The 14,903-nt window shown below is 74.8% G+C and carries 16 protein-coding genes; 7 read left to right on the top strand and 9 right to left on the bottom strand.

The features are described 5' to 3' along the window. Window positions 1–372 precede the first annotated feature (372 nt). The 3 genes from AAHH18_RS01680 to AAHH18_RS01670 are packed head-to-tail and all read left to right on the top strand — an operon-like array spanning window position 373 to window position 2,524. The gene (locus tag AAHH18_RS01680; protein ID WP_343300338.1) at window positions 373–1,074 is read left to right on the top strand and encodes a biotin transporter BioY; all 702 of its coding nucleotides are present in this window, start codon (window positions 373–375) and stop codon (window positions 1,072–1,074) included. Then, the gene (locus AAHH18_RS01675; RefSeq protein WP_459349060.1) at window positions 1,071–1,925 is read left to right on the top strand and encodes an energy-coupling factor ABC transporter ATP-binding protein; all 855 of its coding nucleotides are present in this window, start codon (window positions 1,071–1,073) and stop codon (window positions 1,923–1,925) included. The genes AAHH18_RS01680 and AAHH18_RS01675 overlap by 4 nt, the downstream gene beginning before the upstream one ends. After that, entirely contained in the window at window positions 1,922–2,524 is a 603-nt protein-coding gene (locus tag AAHH18_RS01670) for an energy-coupling factor transporter transmembrane component T (RefSeq protein ID WP_343300337.1), read from the top strand. Before AAHH18_RS01675 ends, AAHH18_RS01670 begins: the two co-directional genes overlap by 4 nt. Before the next feature lie 24 nt (window positions 2,525–2,548). Here the strand turns inward: AAHH18_RS01670 and AAHH18_RS01665 are convergent, their stop codons facing one another. Beyond that, window positions 2,549–3,223, bottom strand: coding sequence for a hypothetical protein (locus AAHH18_RS01665; RefSeq protein WP_343300336.1), 675 nt, complete (start codon window positions 3,221–3,223; stop codon window positions 2,549–2,551). A gap of 273 nt (window positions 3,224–3,496) precedes the next feature. Here AAHH18_RS01665 and ypfJ point away from each other — a divergent pair, with 273 nt between their 5' ends. After that, a complete protein-coding gene (gene ypfJ, locus AAHH18_RS01660; protein WP_343300335.1) occupies window positions 3,497–4,387 on the top strand; it encodes a KPN_02809 family neutral zinc metallopeptidase in 891 nt (296 codons plus the stop codon). Between the two features lie 108 nt (window positions 4,388–4,495). Here ypfJ and AAHH18_RS01655 read toward each other — a convergent pair whose 3' ends face one another. The 8 genes from AAHH18_RS01655 to AAHH18_RS01620 form a co-directional block, all read right to left on the bottom strand. Then, window positions 4,496–4,843 (bottom strand): metal-sulfur cluster assembly factor, encoded by a 348-nt coding sequence (locus AAHH18_RS01655; protein WP_283320125.1) that lies wholly within the window; start codon window positions 4,841–4,843, stop codon window positions 4,496–4,498. Then, the gene (sufU, locus tag AAHH18_RS01650; RefSeq protein ID WP_343300334.1) at window positions 4,840–5,349 is read right to left on the bottom strand and encodes a Fe-S cluster assembly sulfur transfer protein SufU; all 510 of its coding nucleotides are present in this window, start codon (window positions 5,347–5,349) and stop codon (window positions 4,840–4,842) included. Before sufU ends, AAHH18_RS01655 begins: the two co-directional genes overlap by 4 nt. Further along, window positions 5,346–6,710, bottom strand: coding sequence for a SufS family cysteine desulfurase (locus AAHH18_RS01645; protein WP_343300333.1), 1,365 nt, complete (start codon window positions 6,708–6,710; stop codon window positions 5,346–5,348). Before AAHH18_RS01645 ends, sufU begins: the two co-directional genes overlap by 4 nt. Window positions 6,711–6,812: 102 nt before the next feature. Further along, window positions 6,813–7,580, bottom strand: coding sequence for a Fe-S cluster assembly ATPase SufC (sufC, locus tag AAHH18_RS01640; RefSeq protein ID WP_343300332.1), 768 nt, complete (start codon window positions 7,578–7,580; stop codon window positions 6,813–6,815). Window positions 7,581–7,603: 23 nt separating this feature from the next. Then, the gene (locus AAHH18_RS01635; protein ID WP_222169592.1) at window positions 7,604–7,936 is read right to left on the bottom strand and encodes a non-heme iron oxygenase ferredoxin subunit; all 333 of its coding nucleotides are present in this window, start codon (window positions 7,934–7,936) and stop codon (window positions 7,604–7,606) included. Next, window positions 7,933–9,294 carry a Fe-S cluster assembly protein SufD gene (gene sufD, locus AAHH18_RS01630; protein ID WP_343300331.1) on the bottom strand — a complete coding sequence of 454 codons (1,362 nt, stop codon included), beginning with the start codon at window positions 9,292–9,294 and terminating at the stop codon, window positions 7,933–7,935. Before sufD ends, AAHH18_RS01635 begins: the two co-directional genes overlap by 4 nt. Beyond that, window positions 9,294–10,736, bottom strand: a complete 1,443-nt coding sequence (gene sufB / locus AAHH18_RS01625; RefSeq protein ID WP_283320120.1) for a Fe-S cluster assembly protein SufB — start codon at window positions 10,734–10,736, stop codon at window positions 9,294–9,296. The genes sufD and sufB overlap by 1 nt, the downstream gene beginning before the upstream one ends. Before the next feature lies 1 nt (window position 10,737). Next, window positions 10,738–11,571, bottom strand: coding sequence for a helix-turn-helix transcriptional regulator (locus tag AAHH18_RS01620; protein ID WP_283320119.1), 834 nt, complete (start codon window positions 11,569–11,571; stop codon window positions 10,738–10,740). A 160-nt stretch (window positions 11,572–11,731) separates the two neighbouring features. On the opposite strand from AAHH18_RS01620, the gene AAHH18_RS01615 reads away from it, so the two are divergent. The 3 genes from AAHH18_RS01615 (at window position 11,732) to AAHH18_RS01605 (ending at window position 14,894) form a co-directional block, all read left to right on the top strand. Beyond that, window positions 11,732–12,724: an ABC transporter ATP-binding protein gene (locus AAHH18_RS01615; RefSeq protein WP_343300330.1), complete on the top strand. Its 993-nt coding sequence runs from the start codon at window positions 11,732–11,734 to the stop codon at window positions 12,722–12,724. Continuing rightward, window positions 12,721–13,521 (top strand): ABC transporter permease, encoded by an 801-nt coding sequence (locus AAHH18_RS01610; protein WP_343300329.1) that lies wholly within the window; start codon window positions 12,721–12,723, stop codon window positions 13,519–13,521. Before AAHH18_RS01615 ends, AAHH18_RS01610 begins: the two co-directional genes overlap by 4 nt. Before the next feature lie 386 nt (window positions 13,522–13,907). After that, the gene (locus AAHH18_RS01605) at window positions 13,908–14,894 is read left to right on the top strand and encodes a COX15/CtaA family protein (protein WP_459349059.1); all 987 of its coding nucleotides are present in this window, start codon (window positions 13,908–13,910) and stop codon (window positions 14,892–14,894) included. Window positions 14,895–14,903 lie beyond the last annotated feature (9 nt).

Genomic DNA, 14,903 nt, shown 5'->3' with positions numbered 1-14,903 from the left:
GGTCCCTGTCCCTCCACCGTGCCCGGACGTGGCTCGACCCGGCTGCTTGCCGCGCGCCCCGTCGCCGACCCGGCACAAACGCCGGCCATTCTACGAGCCCCAGCGTCCGCCCGCCGACGAGAATTCCGCCCGCCCCCTCGGGTGCCCCGTCCGCGAGCTCGGCACTTCCCGTCGAGTTCGGCAGCTCCAGGTGCCGAGCTCGACACCGGACTGCCGAACTCGCGGGTGGGGCGGGTGGGGTGGAGGGGGTGTCGGGTGCGGAAACCTCCAGCGGGGTGGGGGGAGTGTTGGGCGGGTCGACCGGCGACCGCGTCGGGTGGGGCGAACTAGCGTGACGGCAGCACACCCGTCCGCCCCGTCCCGCGAGGTCCCATGTCCGAGCAGCACCGCCCCGAGCACGACCCGACGGCACGACCCGCCACGTCCGCCGACTCCCGGCGCGCCGAACCCCGCTCGCCGGGCGCCCCGGCGTTCGGCGCCGCCGCGACGGCCGCGTCCCCCGCTCCCGTGGCCCGCGCGTCCGTCGCGACCGACCTCGCCCTGGTGGCGACGTTCGCCGCGTTCGTCGCGGTGTGCGCGGTGCTGCCGGCGATCCCGACGGGCGGCGCCGTGCCGATCACGCTGCAGACGTTCGGCGTGGTGCTGACCGGGCTGGTGCTCGGGCCGCGCCGCGGCTTCCTCGCGCTGCTGCTGTACGTCGCCGTCGGGCTCGCGGGGCTGCCCGTGTTCGCCGGGGCGACCGGCGGGCTGGGCGTGCTGGCGGGGCCGTCGGCCGGGTACCTGCTCGCGTTCCCCGCGGCGGCGGCCGTCGCCGGCGCGCTCGGCCTGCTGGCGCGCCGGGCCGCTCCGCGCTGGCGCGTCCCCGCGCTGTTCGGCGCCGCCGCGGCGGCCACGCTGCTGACGGTCCACCCGCTGGGCATCGCCGTCATGGGCTGGCGGCTCGGGCTGTCGCCGTCGGAGGCGATCACCGCGGGCGCCGTGTTCCTGCCGGGCGACGCGATCAAGAACCTCCTCGCCGCCGTCGTCGCGGCCGCCGCGCTGCGCGCGTTCCCCGACCTGCTGCGCGGCCGGTGATCGAGCTCGACGGCGCGGTCGTCACCGCGTACGCCCCCGGTGCGGCCCGGCGGGGGCAGGAGCGGGTGGTCACGCTGCTCGGCCCGGTGACCTGCACGCTGACCGAGCGCCGCGTCGCGGTGGTCGGCGCGAACGGCTCGGGCAAGTCGACGTTCGCCCGCCTGCTGAACGGTCTGACGCTCCCGTCGGCCGGGACGGTCCGGGTGGACGGCCTGGACACCGCCCGGGACGGTGCGGCCGTGCGGCGGCGCGTCGGCTTCCTGTTCACGGACCCGGACGCCCAGGTCGTCATGCCGACCCCCGTCGAGGACGTCGCGCTGTCCCTGCGGCGCCGCGGGGTGCCGGCGCGCGAGCGGGACGCGCGGGCGCGGGAGGCGCTGGCCCGGGTGGGTCTCGCGGAGCGCGCGGACGTCCCCGTGCGGGCGCTGTCCGGGGGCCAGCGGCAGCTCCTGGCCCTCGCGGCCGTGCTCGCGACGGAGCCGGACGTGCTGGTCTGCGACGAGCCGACGACGCTGCTCGACCTGCGCTGGCGCGGCGTGGTGGACGCGCTGCTCGCGGACCTGCCGCAGCAGGTGGTGCAGGTCACGCACGACCTGGAGGCGGCGGCGCGCGCCGACCGGGTGCTCGTCGTCGACGAGGGCCACGTCGTCCACGACGGCCCGCCCGCGGCGGCCCTGGCGGCGTACCGCGCCCTCATGGCCACCCCGCCCCCCGCGGTCCCCGACGTCGCCGCCGACGCGAGCGAGGTCGTCACCTCCGGCCGAGGTCGTCAGGCCGGACGCACGACCTCGGACCGGGGTGACGACCTCGGCGCCGAGCGCGCGCAGGCCACCGGCGGGGACCGGCCGTGACGCTGCTCGGCGCGCACCGGACCGCGCGCACGCCGCTCGACCGGGCTCCCGCGGGCGCGAAGCTCGCAGGGCTCGCCGTGCTGGGCGTCGCGGTGGTGGTGACCGGCGGCGTCGTGCCCTCGCTCGCCCTGCTGGTGCTGACGGTCGCCCTCGCGGCGGTGGCCGCCCTGCCGCCGGGCCCGACGCTGCGCGGGATGCTGCCGGTCCTCGTGACGGCCGCGCTGGCGGGCGGCTACCAGGCCTGGGCCCGTGGCTGGGGTCCGGCCGTCGAGGTGGTGGCGGACCTGCTCACGCTGGTGCTCGCCGCCGCCGTCGTCACGGCCACGACCCCCGCCGACCGGCTGCTCGACGGCATCACGCGCGCGGTGCGCCCGCTGCGGCGGGTGGGCGTCCGCCCCGACGTCGTCGCGCTCGCCGTCGCGCTGGTGCTGCGGACCGTGCCGGAGATCGCCCGGACGGTGCACGAGGTGCGCGACGCGGCCCGGGCGCGGGGCGCCGAGAGGGACCCGCGGGTGTGGCTGACGCCGGCCGTCCTGCGGGTGCTCGGGCGGGCGCGCGACCTCGGCGAGGCGCTGGCCGCCCGCGGGATCGTCGAGTAGAGACGACCTCAACTGGACGAGAGCTCACCAGATCGGTTCGCCAAAATCCGACTTCGCGATGTCGACTTCGGCTCGGTGATCCGAGTTCTGCGTGCAAACAGCGTGCGGCCGACGTGACGTGATCTCTCGCGTGCGACGCCCGTCAGCGTGCCTCCAGTCGATCCACGCGATCGGCATGTCGTAGAACCGCATTCTCCCTCCGCATTCGCGGCAGCGAGCGGTCAGCCTGACAAGGAGAGGCCTGGTCCTCCCGTCTGGTCCGCGACCGCCCACGAAGACGGGTAGTGCACTCCAGCGGGGAAAGCACATCACGTGTCGACGCAGGAACCGACCCAGGCAGTACACGGTCGCCGCAGACGCGGCGAAGACGACGAAGGCGACGGCCATCCACACCAGACGAGGTACGTCGAACCAGCCCGAAGCAGAGAAGACGTCGCTCAAGCGGTCGGAGCTTCGCACGAGGTCGTATCCGCGCCAGCCCGTGACGAACGTGAGGACCGCAAGGGCAGACGCCAGGCCGTTGATCCACTCCACTGTCAGTGGGACCTTGCGCACTCGCTTGATCTGGATCGACTGGGAAGAGCCCTCAGCCGTGCGCGCACCGGCATAGATATGTATCCCCCCCGAGTTCGTCCCGCCTCCGACAAACTGCACTCCGCTGTTAAGGCCGGTGACGCTGGCAATCTCCTGATCAGGCACGAAACGACTCCCCGGTAGATCTTCTCCAGAGCGAACAACTCTGGTCGAGACGAACCGTAGGTGCGGGGTCTGACACGCTTCGACCCGCGCCGGCCTCGACTAGAGCGACAATCTCCGCATATCCATTCGAATCACCCAACAGGCTCCGACCGCTGAGTCACGGTTGATGGCGCCGCCACCGACGTCGACTGCCCGCGTGCGACGCTGCTCCCGGTTGCCGCGCCCACCTGCCTCCCCGCGCGCACCGACCCGCGCGGCGCTACCGTCCCGGCCATGACGTTCCAGGGTGGCGGCCGGTTCGAGGGCGGGCGCGTCGAGTCCCGCCGGGGTGGTCGCGGGCGCGGCGTCGCGGTGGGCGGCGGCATCGGTGGCCTGGTGCTCGTGGCCCTGGTCGTGCTGCTGGGCGGGGACCCGTCGCAGCTCCTCCAGGGCTCGACGGACGGCGGCGGCGAGCAGGTGTCGCAGGTCGGCGACTGCTCGGCCGAGCAGGCCAACAGCGACCGCGCGTGCCGGCTGTCGGCCACCGTGCAGTCGCTGGACGCGTACTGGGAGCAGGCGCTGCCGGCCGCCGGCGTGCAGGCGTCGGCGGAGCAGGTGCAGCCGGGCGTGGTCGAGTTCGCCCAGGCCACCGACACCGGCTGCGGCGCGGCGTCCGCGAGCACCGGCCCGTTCTACTGCCCGCCGGACCGCACCATCTACCTGGACCTGTCGTTCTACGACCTGCTGGCGTCGCGGTACGGGTCCTCGGGCGGCCCGCTCGCGGAGATGTACGTGGTGGCGCACGAGTACGGGCACCACGTCCAGAGCCTCACCGGCGTGTTCGACCGGACGGACCGCTCCGGCACCGGGGACGACTCCGACTCGGTGCGCGTCGAGCTGCAGGCCGACTGCTACGCGGGGCTGTGGGCCGGGCACGCGGCGACGACGGTCGACCCGGACACCGGCGTGACGTTCCTGGAGCCGGTGACGCGCGGGCAGCTCGCCGACGCGCTGTCCGCCGCGGCGGCCGTCGGGGACGACCACATCCAGCAGCAGTCGGGCGGCGGCGTGGACCCGGACACCTGGACGCACGGGTCGAGCGAGCAGCGGCAGCGCTGGTTCACGACGGGCTACGAGCAGGGCACCCTCGCGGCGTGCGACACGTTCGCGGTGGCGGAGCCGTAGCCCCGGGCGGACGTCCGGCCCGGCGCGCCCGCGCGCCGCTCCCCCGCACGACGACGGCCGGCCACCCCCCGGAGGGGCGACCGGCCGTGACGTCCGCGACGGGAGGGGTCAGATGTTGAACCCCAGCGCCCGCATCTGCGCGCGCCCGTCGTCGGTGATGCGCTCCGGCCCCCACGGCGGCATCCACACCCAGTTGATGCGGAACGAGTCGACGAGCCCCTCGAGCGACGAGCCCGCCTGGTCCTCGATCACGTCCGTCAGCGGGCAGGCCGCCGAGGTCAGGGTCATGTCGATCGTGACGTGCCGGTTCGGCTCCAGCGCGATGCCGTAGACGAGGCCGAGGTCGACCACGTTGATGCCGAGCTCGGGGTCGATGACGTCGCGCAGCGCCTCCTCGACGTCGGCGGCGTTCGCGGGTGCCTGGTCCGGCTGGCCCGAGACGGTGGTGTCGCTCATCGGCCCTCCTCCTGCGTGGTGGTGGTCGTCGCCGCGGCGGCCTGCGCCACGGCGTCCTTCATCGCGGCCCAGCCGAGCAGGGCGCACTTGATGCGGGCGGGGTAGCGCGCGACGCCGACGAACGCGACGGCGTCCTCCAGCGACTCGTCGAGCGCGTCGCCCTCGAACTTCTCCGGCAGAACGCCGCGGGAGTCCATGAGCTCGCGGAAGTCCGCGGACAGGGCGAGCGCGTCCGTCACGGAGCGCCCGGAGACGGCCTGCGACATCACCGAGGCGGACGCCTGGGAGATCGAGCAGCCCTGCCCGGTCCAGGTCAGCTCCCCGATCACCGGGCCGCCGCCGGAGTCCCCCGCGTCGAGCCGCACCCGCAGCGTGACCTCGTCGCCGCACGTGGGGTTCACGTGGTGGACCTCGACGTCGTACGCGTCCTGCGCGCCGCGGTGGGCGGGGTGCTTCGCGTGGTCGAGAATCAGCTGCTGGTACAGCTGCTCCATGCCGGTGCTCATCGGGTGCCGTCCTCGCTCGCGGGGGTCGTCGGGGTGCTCTCCAGTCCGAAGAACGCCCGGACCCCCGCCAGTGCTTCCCGGAACACCGCGATCTCCTCGTCCGTGGTGTAGACCGCCGCCGACGCGCGGGCGGTGGCGGCGACGCCGAACCGTCGGTGCAGCGGCTGCGCGCAGTGGTGCCCGACGCGGACGGCCACGCCGGCGTCGTCGAGCACCTGGCCGACGTCGTGCGCGTGGACTCCGTCGACGACGAAGGACACCGTGGCGAGGCGGTCGACGTTCTCGGTCGGCCCGATCACCCGCACGCCGGGGACGGACGCGACCGCGTCGAGCAGCAGACCGGCCAGGTGCCGCTCGTGCGCGGCGACGGCGTCCATGCCGAGCTCGGCCAGGTAGGTCGCGGCGGCGCCCATGCCCACGGCCTGGGACACCATCTGGGTGCCGGCCTCGAACCGGCGCGGCGGCGGGGCGTAGGTGGTGGCCTCCATCGTGACGACCTCGACCATCGACCCGCCGGTGGTGACGGGCGGCATCGCCTCGAGCAGCTCGCGGCGGCCGTACAGCGCGCCGACGCCGGTGGGCCCGAGCATCTTGTGCCCGGAGAACGCGGCGAAGTCCACGCCGAGCGCGGCCAGGTCCACCGGCAGGTGCGGCACGCTCTGGCAGGCGTCGAGCACCGTGAGCGCCCCGACCTCCCGCGCCCGCGCGACGAACGGCGCGACCGGGGTGATCGCCCCGGTCACGTTCGAGGCGTGCGTGAACGCCAGCACCTTGGTGCGCTCCGTGACGACCGTGCCGAGCTCGTCCACCCGGATCCGCCCGGAGTCGTCGACGCCGAGCCAGCGCAGCGTGGCGCCGGTGCGGGCGGCGAGCTCCTGCCACGGGACGAGGTTCGCGTGGTGCTCGGCCTCGGTGACGACGATCTCGTCGCCGGGCGCGAGGGCGAACCGGCGCGCGGCGTCCCCGCCCCGGCCGAGCGTCGCGTTGGACATCGCGTACGCGACGAGGTTGAGGCCCGCGGTCGCGTTCGACGTCCACACCAGCTCGTCGTCGCGGACGCCCACGAACGACGCGACCTGGGTCCGCGCGGTCTCGAACGCCTCCGTCGCCTCCTCGGCGAGCTGGTGCGCGCCGCGGTGCACGGCGGCGTTGCGCTGCGCGTAGAAGTCCTGCTCGGCGTCGAGGACGACCTCGGGCTTCTGCGAGGTGGCGCCGGAGTCGAGGTAGACCAGCGGGCGGCCGCCGCGGACGGTCCGTGCCAGCAGCGGGAAGTCCGCGCGCACCGCCGCCAGCTCGGTGGCGCCGAGCGTCCGGCCCTCCTCGGGCGTCGCGCCCTGGGCCGCGTCCAGCGTGTCCGTCATCTCGTCGTCCCTCGTGCTCGTGCCGTCGCGGGTGCAGCCCCGTCGCCCCGGGGTGGGGCCGGGGGCGGCGGTGCGTCGCCCCCGGCCCGGTGTGCCGTGCCGTCAGGCGCCGGCGGCCGCGCCGGTGAGGAACCGGTCGTAGCCCTCGTTCTCCAGGCGCTCGGCGAGCTCCGGCCCGCCCTCCTCGGCCACGCGGCCGTCCACGAACACGTGGACGAAGTCCGGCGTGATGTAGCGCAGGATGCGCGTGTAGTGGGTGATGAGCAGCACGCCCACGTCGGTGGTCTCGCGGACGCGGTTCACGCCCTCGGAGACGATGCGCAGCGCGTCGACGTCGAGGCCGGAGTCGGTCTCGTCGAGGATGGCGAACCGCGGCTTGAGCAGCTCCATCTGGAGGATCTCGTGGCGCTTCTTCTCGCCGCCGGAGAAGCCCTCGTTGACGGACCGCTCCGCGAAGGTGGCGTCCATGCGCAGGCGCTCCATGGCGCTGTTGACGTCCTTGACCCACGTCCGCAGGGCCGGGGCCTCGCCGTCGATCGCGGTCTTCGCGGTGCGCAGGAAGTTCGACACCGACACGCCCGGCACCTCGACGGGGTACTGCATCGCCAGGAACATCCCGGCGCGCGCCCGCTCGTCGACGGACATCGCGAGGACGTCCTCGCCGTCGAGCGTCACGGTGCCCGACGTGATCGTGTACTTGGGGTGACCGGCCAGCGAGTACGCCAGCGTCGACTTGCCGGAGCCGTTCGGGCCCATGATCGCGTGGGTCTCGCCGCTGTTGATGGTCAGGTCGACGCCGCGCAGGATCGGCTTCGGACCCTCCTTGGTCTCGACGCTGACGTGCAGGTCGCGGATCTCCAGGGTGGACATGCTTCGTTCTCCTCGCAGCAGGCTCAGGCGGCGCCGTCGACGTCGACGAGCACGCGCTCGCCGTCGACGGTCAGGGGGTAGACGGGGACGGGGCGGACGGCCGGGGGGCCCAGCGGCTCGCCGGTGCGCAGGTCGAACCGCGACCCGTGCAGCCAGCACTCCACGGTGCAGCCCTCGACCTCCCCGTCGGACAGCGACACGGCGCCGTGCGAGCAGATGTCGCTGATGGCGTGCAGCGCGCCGTCCTCGTCGCGGACGACCGCGACCTCGACGACGCCCGACTCCCCCTCGAGCTCGACGCGCAGGGCGCCGGCCTCGGGGACGTCGGAGGTCATGCAGGCGAGCTGGGCGGTCATGCGGGCTCGTCCCGGCTGGTGACCGAGGCGGGCTCGACGAGGATCGCGCGGGCGCCGTCGGTCTGCGGCGTGACGGCGGACGCGTGGTCACCGCCGGCGGGCGCCGCGACGGCCGGGGCGCCCGCCGTGGTCGCCGGGGCGAACTCCGTCATCGACCGGGCCAGCTCGGCCTCGATCGCCGCGATGAGCCGCTCCTCGACCTCGGGGACGCCGATCTGCCCGATCAGCTCCGCGAAGAACCCGCGCACCACCAGGCGGCGGGCGTCGGTCTCCGGGATGCCACGGGCGCGCAGGTAGAACAGCTGCTCGTCGTCGAACCGGCCGGTGGCCGACGCGTGGCCGGCGCCCTCGATGAGGCCGGTCTCGATCTCGAGGTTCGGCACCGAGTCCGCGCGCGCGCCGTCCGTGAGGACCAGGTTGCGGTTGAGCTCGTAGGTGTCGGTGCCCTCGGCCTCCTTGCGGATCAGCACGTCGCCGACCCACACGGTGTGCGCGCCCTCGCCCTGCAGCGCGCCCTTGTAGGTGACGCGGCTGGTGCAGGACGGCACGGCGTGGTCGACGAACAGCCGCTGCTCCTGGTGCTGGCCGGCGTCCGCGAAGTACACGCCGAGCATCTCGACCGAGCCGCCCTCGCCGGCGAACTCGGCGTCCGGCGTGATGCGCACGACGTCGCCGCCGAGCGTCACGACGATGTGCTTGACGGTGGCGTCCCGTCCCAGGCGCACCCGGTGGGCGGCGTTGTGCACCGAGCCCTCGGCCCAGTCCTGCACCGACACGACCGTCAGGTGGGCGCCGTCCTCGGCCACGACCTCGACCGTCTCGGTCAGCAGCGCCGACCCGACGTGGTCGATGACGACCGTGGCCTGCGACATCGGCTCGGCGTGCACCAGCAGGTGCGACGCGGTCGGCTCGAGCTGGCCCTCGACGCCCTCGACGCGCACCGAGGTGACCGTCGACGCGACGGCCTCGCGCGGGATCGTGACGACCGTGGCGCGCGGGAACGACGCCCACGCGACGGCCGCGGCCCGGTCCCCCGGCTGCCCGGCGCGACCCAGGCGCGCGTCGCCGCGGTCGACGATCTCGACCTCGACCTCGGGCGCGTCCACGACCGTGGTCAGGACGCCGTGCCCGGTCAGCGTGCCGGTCTCCGGTGCGAACAGCGGCGCCAGCCGGTCCACGGGCGAGAACCGCCACTCCTCCTCGCGGCCCGTCGGCACGGCGAAGTCCGCGACCTCGAACGAGGTCGGGCGCGCGGCGCGGGACGCCTCCGGGACGGTGCCGACGCCGTGGCTGTGCGCCTCGTCGGCGGTGGCCCTGGAGTGGTCGGTCGACAGACCCTGCTCTGCGGTGGTCGACATCAGCCGACGGCCCCTTCCATCTGCAGCTCGATCAGGCGGTTCAGCTCGAGGGCGTACTCCATGGGGAGCTCGCGCGCGATGGGCTCCACGAACCCGCGCACGATCATCGCCATGGCCTCCGTCTCGGGCATGCCGCGGGACATCAGGTAGAACAGCTGGTCCTCGCTGACGCGGGACACCGTGGCCTCGTGGCCCATCGACACGTCGTCCTCGCGGACGTCGACGTACGGGTAGGTGTCCGACCGGGAGATCTGGTCGACCAGCAGGGCGTCGCACAGCACGTTCGATGCCGAGTGCGAGGCGCCCTCGAGCACCTGCACGAGGCCGCGGTACGACGTGCGGCCACCGCCGCGCGCCACCGACTTCGACACGATCGAGGACGACGTGTGCGGCGCGGCGTGCACCATCTTCGAGCCGGCGTCCTGGTGCTGGCCCTCGCCCGCGAAGGCGATGGACAGCGTCTCGCCGCGGGCGTGCTCGCCCAGCAGGTAGATCGCCGGGTACTTCATGGTGACCTTGGAGCCGATGTTGCCGTCGACCCACTCCATCGTCGCGCCCTCGGCGGCGGTCGCCCGCTTCGTCACGAGGTTGTAGACGTTGTTCGACCAGTTCTGGATCGTCGTGTACCGCACGCGGGCGTTCTTCTTCACGATGATCTCGACCACCGCGGAGTGCAGCGAGTCCGACTGGTAGATCGGCGCGGTGCAGCCCTCGACGTAGTGCACGTACGAGCCCTCGTCCGCGATGATCAGCGTCCGCTCGAACTGGCCCATGTTCTCGGTGTTGATCCGGAAGTACGCCTGCAGCGGGATCTCGACGTGCACGCCCGGCGGGACGTACACGAACGAGCCGCCCGACCACACGGCGGTGTTGAGCGACGCGAACTTGTTGTCCCCCGGCGGGATGACCGAGCCGAAGTACTGCTCGAACAGCTCGGGGTACTCGCGCAGGCCGGTGTCGGTGTCGACGAAGATGACGCCCTGCGCCTCGAGCGACTCCTGGATCTGGTGGTAGACGACCTCGGACTCGTACTGCGCGGCGACGCCCGCGACGAGGCGCTGCTTCTCCGCCTCCGGGATGCCGAGCCGGTCGTAGGTGTTCCGGATGTCCTCGGGCAGCTCCTCCCAGGAGGTCGCCTGCTTCTCCGTGGACCGCACGAAGTACTTGATGTTGTCGAAGTCGATGCCCGACAGGTCCGCGCCCCACCAGGGCATCGGCTTCTTGTCGAACAGGCGCAGCGCCTTGAGGCGGGTCTTGAGCATCCACTCCGGCTCGTTCTTCAGCGCGGAGATGTTGCGCACGACCGCCTCGGACAGGCCGCGCTGGGCGGAGGCGCCCGCGGAGTCCGGGTCGTGCCAGCCGTAGCCGTACGCACCGATCGAGGCGATCGCCTCGTCCTGGGTCATCGGCTCGGCCGTGCGGCCGGGGTCCGTCGTGGTCATCTCATCGTCCTTCCGTGTACGCCGCGGGGGCGGTGGCGTCGGGTCGCTCGGGGGGTGCTGCCGGTCGGCCAGGCGGGGGCCCGGAGGTGCCGGCGGGCGGGTCGGTCGCGGTCGGTCGCCGCACCGGGGTGATCGGGATGTTGGTCGTGCAGACGTGACCGCCGCGCGCGAGGGTCGCGAGCCGCTGCACGTGGACGCCGAGCATCCGGGAGAACGCGTGCGCCTCCGCCTCGCAGAGCTCGGGGAACTCCGAGGCGACGTCCTGCACCGGGCAGTGGCCCTGGCAGAGTTGGATCGCGTGGCCGCCGGGCACCGGCCGGGCGGTGGCGGCGAAGCCGTCGTCCGCGAGCGCCTCCGCCAGCACCCGGGCGCGACGGGCGGGGTCGTCGCCGGCCTCGGCGAGCGCGCCGGCGTGCCGCTGCTCCAGCTCGTGCACCCGCCGCTCGGCGAAGCTGCGCACCGCGTCAGCGCCGCCGATCTCGGCGACGAACCGCAGGGCCTGCGCCGCGAGCTCGGAGTACTGCTGGCTGAGCGCCGCCTGCCCCTCGGCGGTGACGACGTAGCGCTTGGCGGGCCGGCCGCGGCGCGCGGGCCCGACCTGGCCGCGGCCGTCGTGGACCCCGATCTGGCCCTCGGCCTCGAGCGTCGCGAGGTGCCGGCGGACGGCCGCCGCGGTGAGCGAGAGCTCCGCGGCGAGCTCGGCGGCCGAGACCGGTCCGTCGGCGGCGATGAGGTCCAGCACGCGGCGGCGCGTGCCCGCCTCGAGGTCGTGCTCGCCCGGGACCGGTGCGACGCCCGGCGGCACCGCGGGGAGGCTCGGCGTCGTGGGACCCATGCACCCTCCTCCGGTTCGCTGCTGCGCGGCTGACGGCGGTCCCCGGGAGGCACGCCAGGACGCCACGAGGGCATCCGATATCGGCAACATCTTTGTTGCCGAATTCAGTCCCCGCAAGCAAGGTCTGCCTCACACCGGGCACGGCACCTACACTCGCGGGGTGCTCGGCCCGACTCCCACCCCGCTCGCCGTCGAGGTCCGCGGGCTCGTCAAGCGGTACGACGGCCGGGCGGTCGTCGACGGCCTCGACCTGCAGGCCGCACCCGGACGGGTGACGGCCGTGCTCGGCCCGAACGGTGCCGGCAAGACCACCACCGTCGAGTGCTGCGAGGGGCTGCGCACACCCGACGGCGGCGCGGTCCGGGTGCTGGGGCTCGATCCGGTCGCCGACGCGCGCGCCCTGCGGCCCCGCGTCGGGGTGATGCTCCAGGACGCCGGCCTGCCGACCGGCGTCCCCGCGCTCGGCGTGCTGCGGCACGTCGCCGCGATGTACGCCGACCCGCGGGACGTCGGCGAGCTCGCCGACCGCCTCGGCCTGCACCCGTTCGCCCGCACCACCGTCCGGCGGCTGTCCGGCGGGCAGCGCCAGCGGCTCGCGCTCGCGACCGCCGTCGTCGGCCGGCCCGACGTCGTGTTCCTCGACGAGCCGTCCGCCGGCATGGACCCGCAGGCCCGCCGCGCCGTGTGGGACCTCGTGGCCGAGCTGCGGGCCGACGGGGTGGCCGTCCTGCTCACCACGCACCTCATGGACGAGGCGGAGGCGCTGGCCGACGAGGTCGCCGTGGTCGACCACGGTCGGGTCATCGCCCGCGGCTCCGTCCCGGACCTCCTCGCGGGTGCCGACGGGTCGACCCTGACGTTCCGGGCCACGCCCGGGTTGCCCGTCGACGACCTCGGCCGGGCGCTGGCGGCGGGCGGCGCGGCGGATGCGGCGGGCGCGGGCGGCACGGCGGGCGCGGCGGACGCGCGCCGCCCGGTCGTGCGGGAGACGGGACCCGGCGCGTACGTCGTGGACGCCCCCGCCGACCCCCGGCTGCTCGCGGCGCTCGCCGCGTGGTGCGCCGACCGCGACGTGCTGCTCGCCCACGTGGACGTCGGACGGCGCACGCTCGAGGACGTGTTCCTGGACCTCACCGGACGGACCCTGCGATGACCGCGACCACGCCGGACGCCCGCGCCTCAGCACCCGCGCCGGACGCACCGGACCGCGCGGCGCCCGCCGCACGCCGCGTGCTCGCGCAGGCGCGGTTCGAGACGCTGGCCGTGCTCCGCAACGGCGAGCAGCTGCTCGTCACGCTCGTCATCCCCGTGGTGGCGCTCGTCGCCCTGGGGCGGTCGTCGTTCGTCGAGCTCGACACCGGGGGCGCCGCGCGGCTCGACGTCGTCACGCCCGGGGTGCTCGGCCTGGCCGTGATGGCGGGGTCGCTGACCTCGCAGGCGATCGCGACGGCGTTCGACCGGCGCAACGGCGTCCTGCGCCTGCTCGCCACGACGCCGCTCGGACGCGGCGGCCTGCTCGCCGGCAAGGTGCTCGCCGTGCTCGCCGTCGCGGCGCTGCAGGTGCTCGTCGTCGGCGCCACGGCGCTCGTCCTCGGCTGGCGCCCCGACCCCGCCGGCCTCGTCCCCGCCGCGCTGGCCCTGCTGCTGGGCGTCGCGGCGTTCACCGCGCTCGCGCTGCTGCTCGCCGGGACGCTGCGCGCGGAGGCGGTCCTCGCGGTGGCGAACCTGCTGCTCGTGGTGCTCGCCGTGGTCGGGGGTGTCGTGCTGCCCGTCGCCGAGCTGCCCGACGGCTGGGCGTCGGTGGCCCGCTGGTTGCCGCCGGGTGCCCTCGGCGAGGCGCTGCGCACGTCCCTGGTCGACGGCGACTTCCCCGCGGCCCCGCTCGCGGCGCTGGCGGCCTGGGCGCTGCTGCTGGCCGCGGCCGTGCGGCGCTGGTTCCGCTGGGACTGACGCGCCCGAGCGGACGAGCGCACCCGAGCGCACCCGGACCTCCCCCGGACCGGGCCTATCCGCCCGACCGCCCCGTCCGTCGCGTCCGCCCCTGCCCCCACCCCCCTAGCCCGTCGAGAGTGCAGTAGATGCGGGCTTCGGGCGCTGGAACCCCGCATCTACTGCACTCTCGACGCGCCTGCGCCGGCGAGCGACGCGGGCGGGCTCCCGCACGCATGCACGCGGGGGCGAGCGAGCGAGGCGGGCGGGCTCGGTCGGACGAGGACGGGCTCGGCAAGGAGGCGCGGAGGGACGTGGGCGGGCCGGAGCGGCGCGGTCGCGGGCGTGAGCAAGGACTCGCGCGCACGCGCACCCGCGGGTCCTGCCGCGACCGTAGGCTGGCCCCCGTGAGCTCCGACGTCGCCGCCGTGCCCGCGCCCCGCCCCGCACCGACCCGGTCGGCCGGCTGGCGCGAGCGGCTGGCGCACCCGGTGCTCGTGGCGAACCTGGTCGGGCAGATCGGCATCGTCGTCACGGGCGGCGCCGTGCGGCTCACCGGGTCCGGGCTGGGCTGCTCGACGTGGCCGCAGTGCGAGCCCGGGCAGTTCGCGCCGGTGTTCCACGAGGCCGCGACCTACCACCGGTTCGTGGAGTTCGGGAACCGCACCCTGACGGGTGTCCTCTCGGTGCTGGCCGTGCTCGTGATCCTCGTCGTCTGGCCGGACCGCCGGCGCGCCCGCTCGTACCGGCTGCTGGGCTTCGCGCCGCTGCTCGGCGTCGCGGCACAGGCGGTCATCGGCGGGGTCATCGTGCTGCTGCACCTGCACCCGGCCTGGGTGAGCCTGCACTTCCTGGTGTCGATGCTGCTCGTGGTGCTGTCCACGCTGCTCGTCCACCGCGGGCGCGAGGGCGACGCGGCGCCGGTGCCCGTCGTGCCCCCTGCGGCCCGGGCGCTCGTCCCGGTCCTGGCGGTGCTGCTGGCGGTCGTGCTGGTGCTCGGCGCCGTCACGACCGGCGCCGGCCCGCACTCCGGCGACGAGGAGGTCGGGTACCGGTTCGCGGTCGACCCCTACCTGATGGCCCGCGTGCACGCCGCCTCGGTGTGGCTGTTCGTCGCCGTGCTGGTGGCGCTGCTCGTGCTCAACCGCCGCGGGCCGCAGGTGCTGCGCCGCCGCGGCCGGGTGATGGTCGCGCTGGTCGCCCTCCAGGGGCTCATCGGGTACGTGCAGGTCGCGACCGACCTGCCGGTGCTGCTCGTCCTGCTGCACATGCTCGGCGCCGCGCTGCTCGCGGCCGGCACCACCCGCTACCTGCTGACGTTCCGCACCCGGGACGTCGACGCCCCCGGCGCGACCGCCTCGGCGGCGACCGCGCCGACGGCACCCCCCGCCTGACCCGTCCTC

It is taken from the genome of Cellulomonas olei (assembly GCF_039548315.1).
GTDB lineage: Bacteria > Actinomycetota > Actinomycetes > Actinomycetales > Cellulomonadaceae > Cellulomonas.
The sequence above is the reverse complement of the archived record's forward strand: the minus strand, read 5'-3'. Positions and strand labels throughout refer to the sequence as shown.

Excerpts from the sequence above, each read along its gene's own strand:
- AAHH18_RS01620 (WP_283320119.1), bottom strand. The coding sequence starts at position 11,571 with ATGGGTCCCACGACGCCGAGCCTCCCCGCGGTGCCGCCGGGCGTCGCA.
- ypfJ (WP_343300335.1), top strand. The coding sequence starts at position 3,497 with ATGACGTTCCAGGGTGGCGGCCGGTTCGAGGGCGGGCGCGTCGAGTCC.
- AAHH18_RS01680 (WP_343300338.1), top strand. The coding sequence starts at position 373 with ATGTCCGAGCAGCACCGCCCCGAGCACGACCCGACGGCACGACCCGCC.
- sufD (WP_343300331.1), bottom strand. The coding sequence starts at position 9,294 with ATGTCGACCACCGCAGAGCAGGGTCTGTCGACCGACCACTCCAGGGCC.
- sufC (WP_343300332.1), bottom strand. The coding sequence starts at position 7,580 with ATGTCCACCCTGGAGATCCGCGACCTGCACGTCAGCGTCGAGACCAAG.
- AAHH18_RS01610 (WP_343300329.1), top strand. The coding sequence starts at position 12,721 with ATGACCGCGACCACGCCGGACGCCCGCGCCTCAGCACCCGCGCCGGAC.
- AAHH18_RS01655 (WP_283320125.1), bottom strand. The coding sequence starts at position 4,843 with ATGAGCGACACCACCGTCTCGGGCCAGCCGGACCAGGCACCCGCGAAC.
- AAHH18_RS01645 (WP_343300333.1), bottom strand. The coding sequence starts at position 6,710 with ATGACGGACACGCTGGACGCGGCCCAGGGCGCGACGCCCGAGGAGGGC.
- sufB (WP_283320120.1), bottom strand. The coding sequence starts at position 10,736 with ATGACCACGACGGACCCCGGCCGCACGGCCGAGCCGATGACCCAGGAC.
- sufU (WP_343300334.1), bottom strand. The coding sequence starts at position 5,349 with ATGAGCACCGGCATGGAGCAGCTGTACCAGCAGCTGATTCTCGACCAC.
- AAHH18_RS01635 (WP_222169592.1), bottom strand. The coding sequence starts at position 7,936 with ATGACCGCCCAGCTCGCCTGCATGACCTCCGACGTCCCCGAGGCCGGC.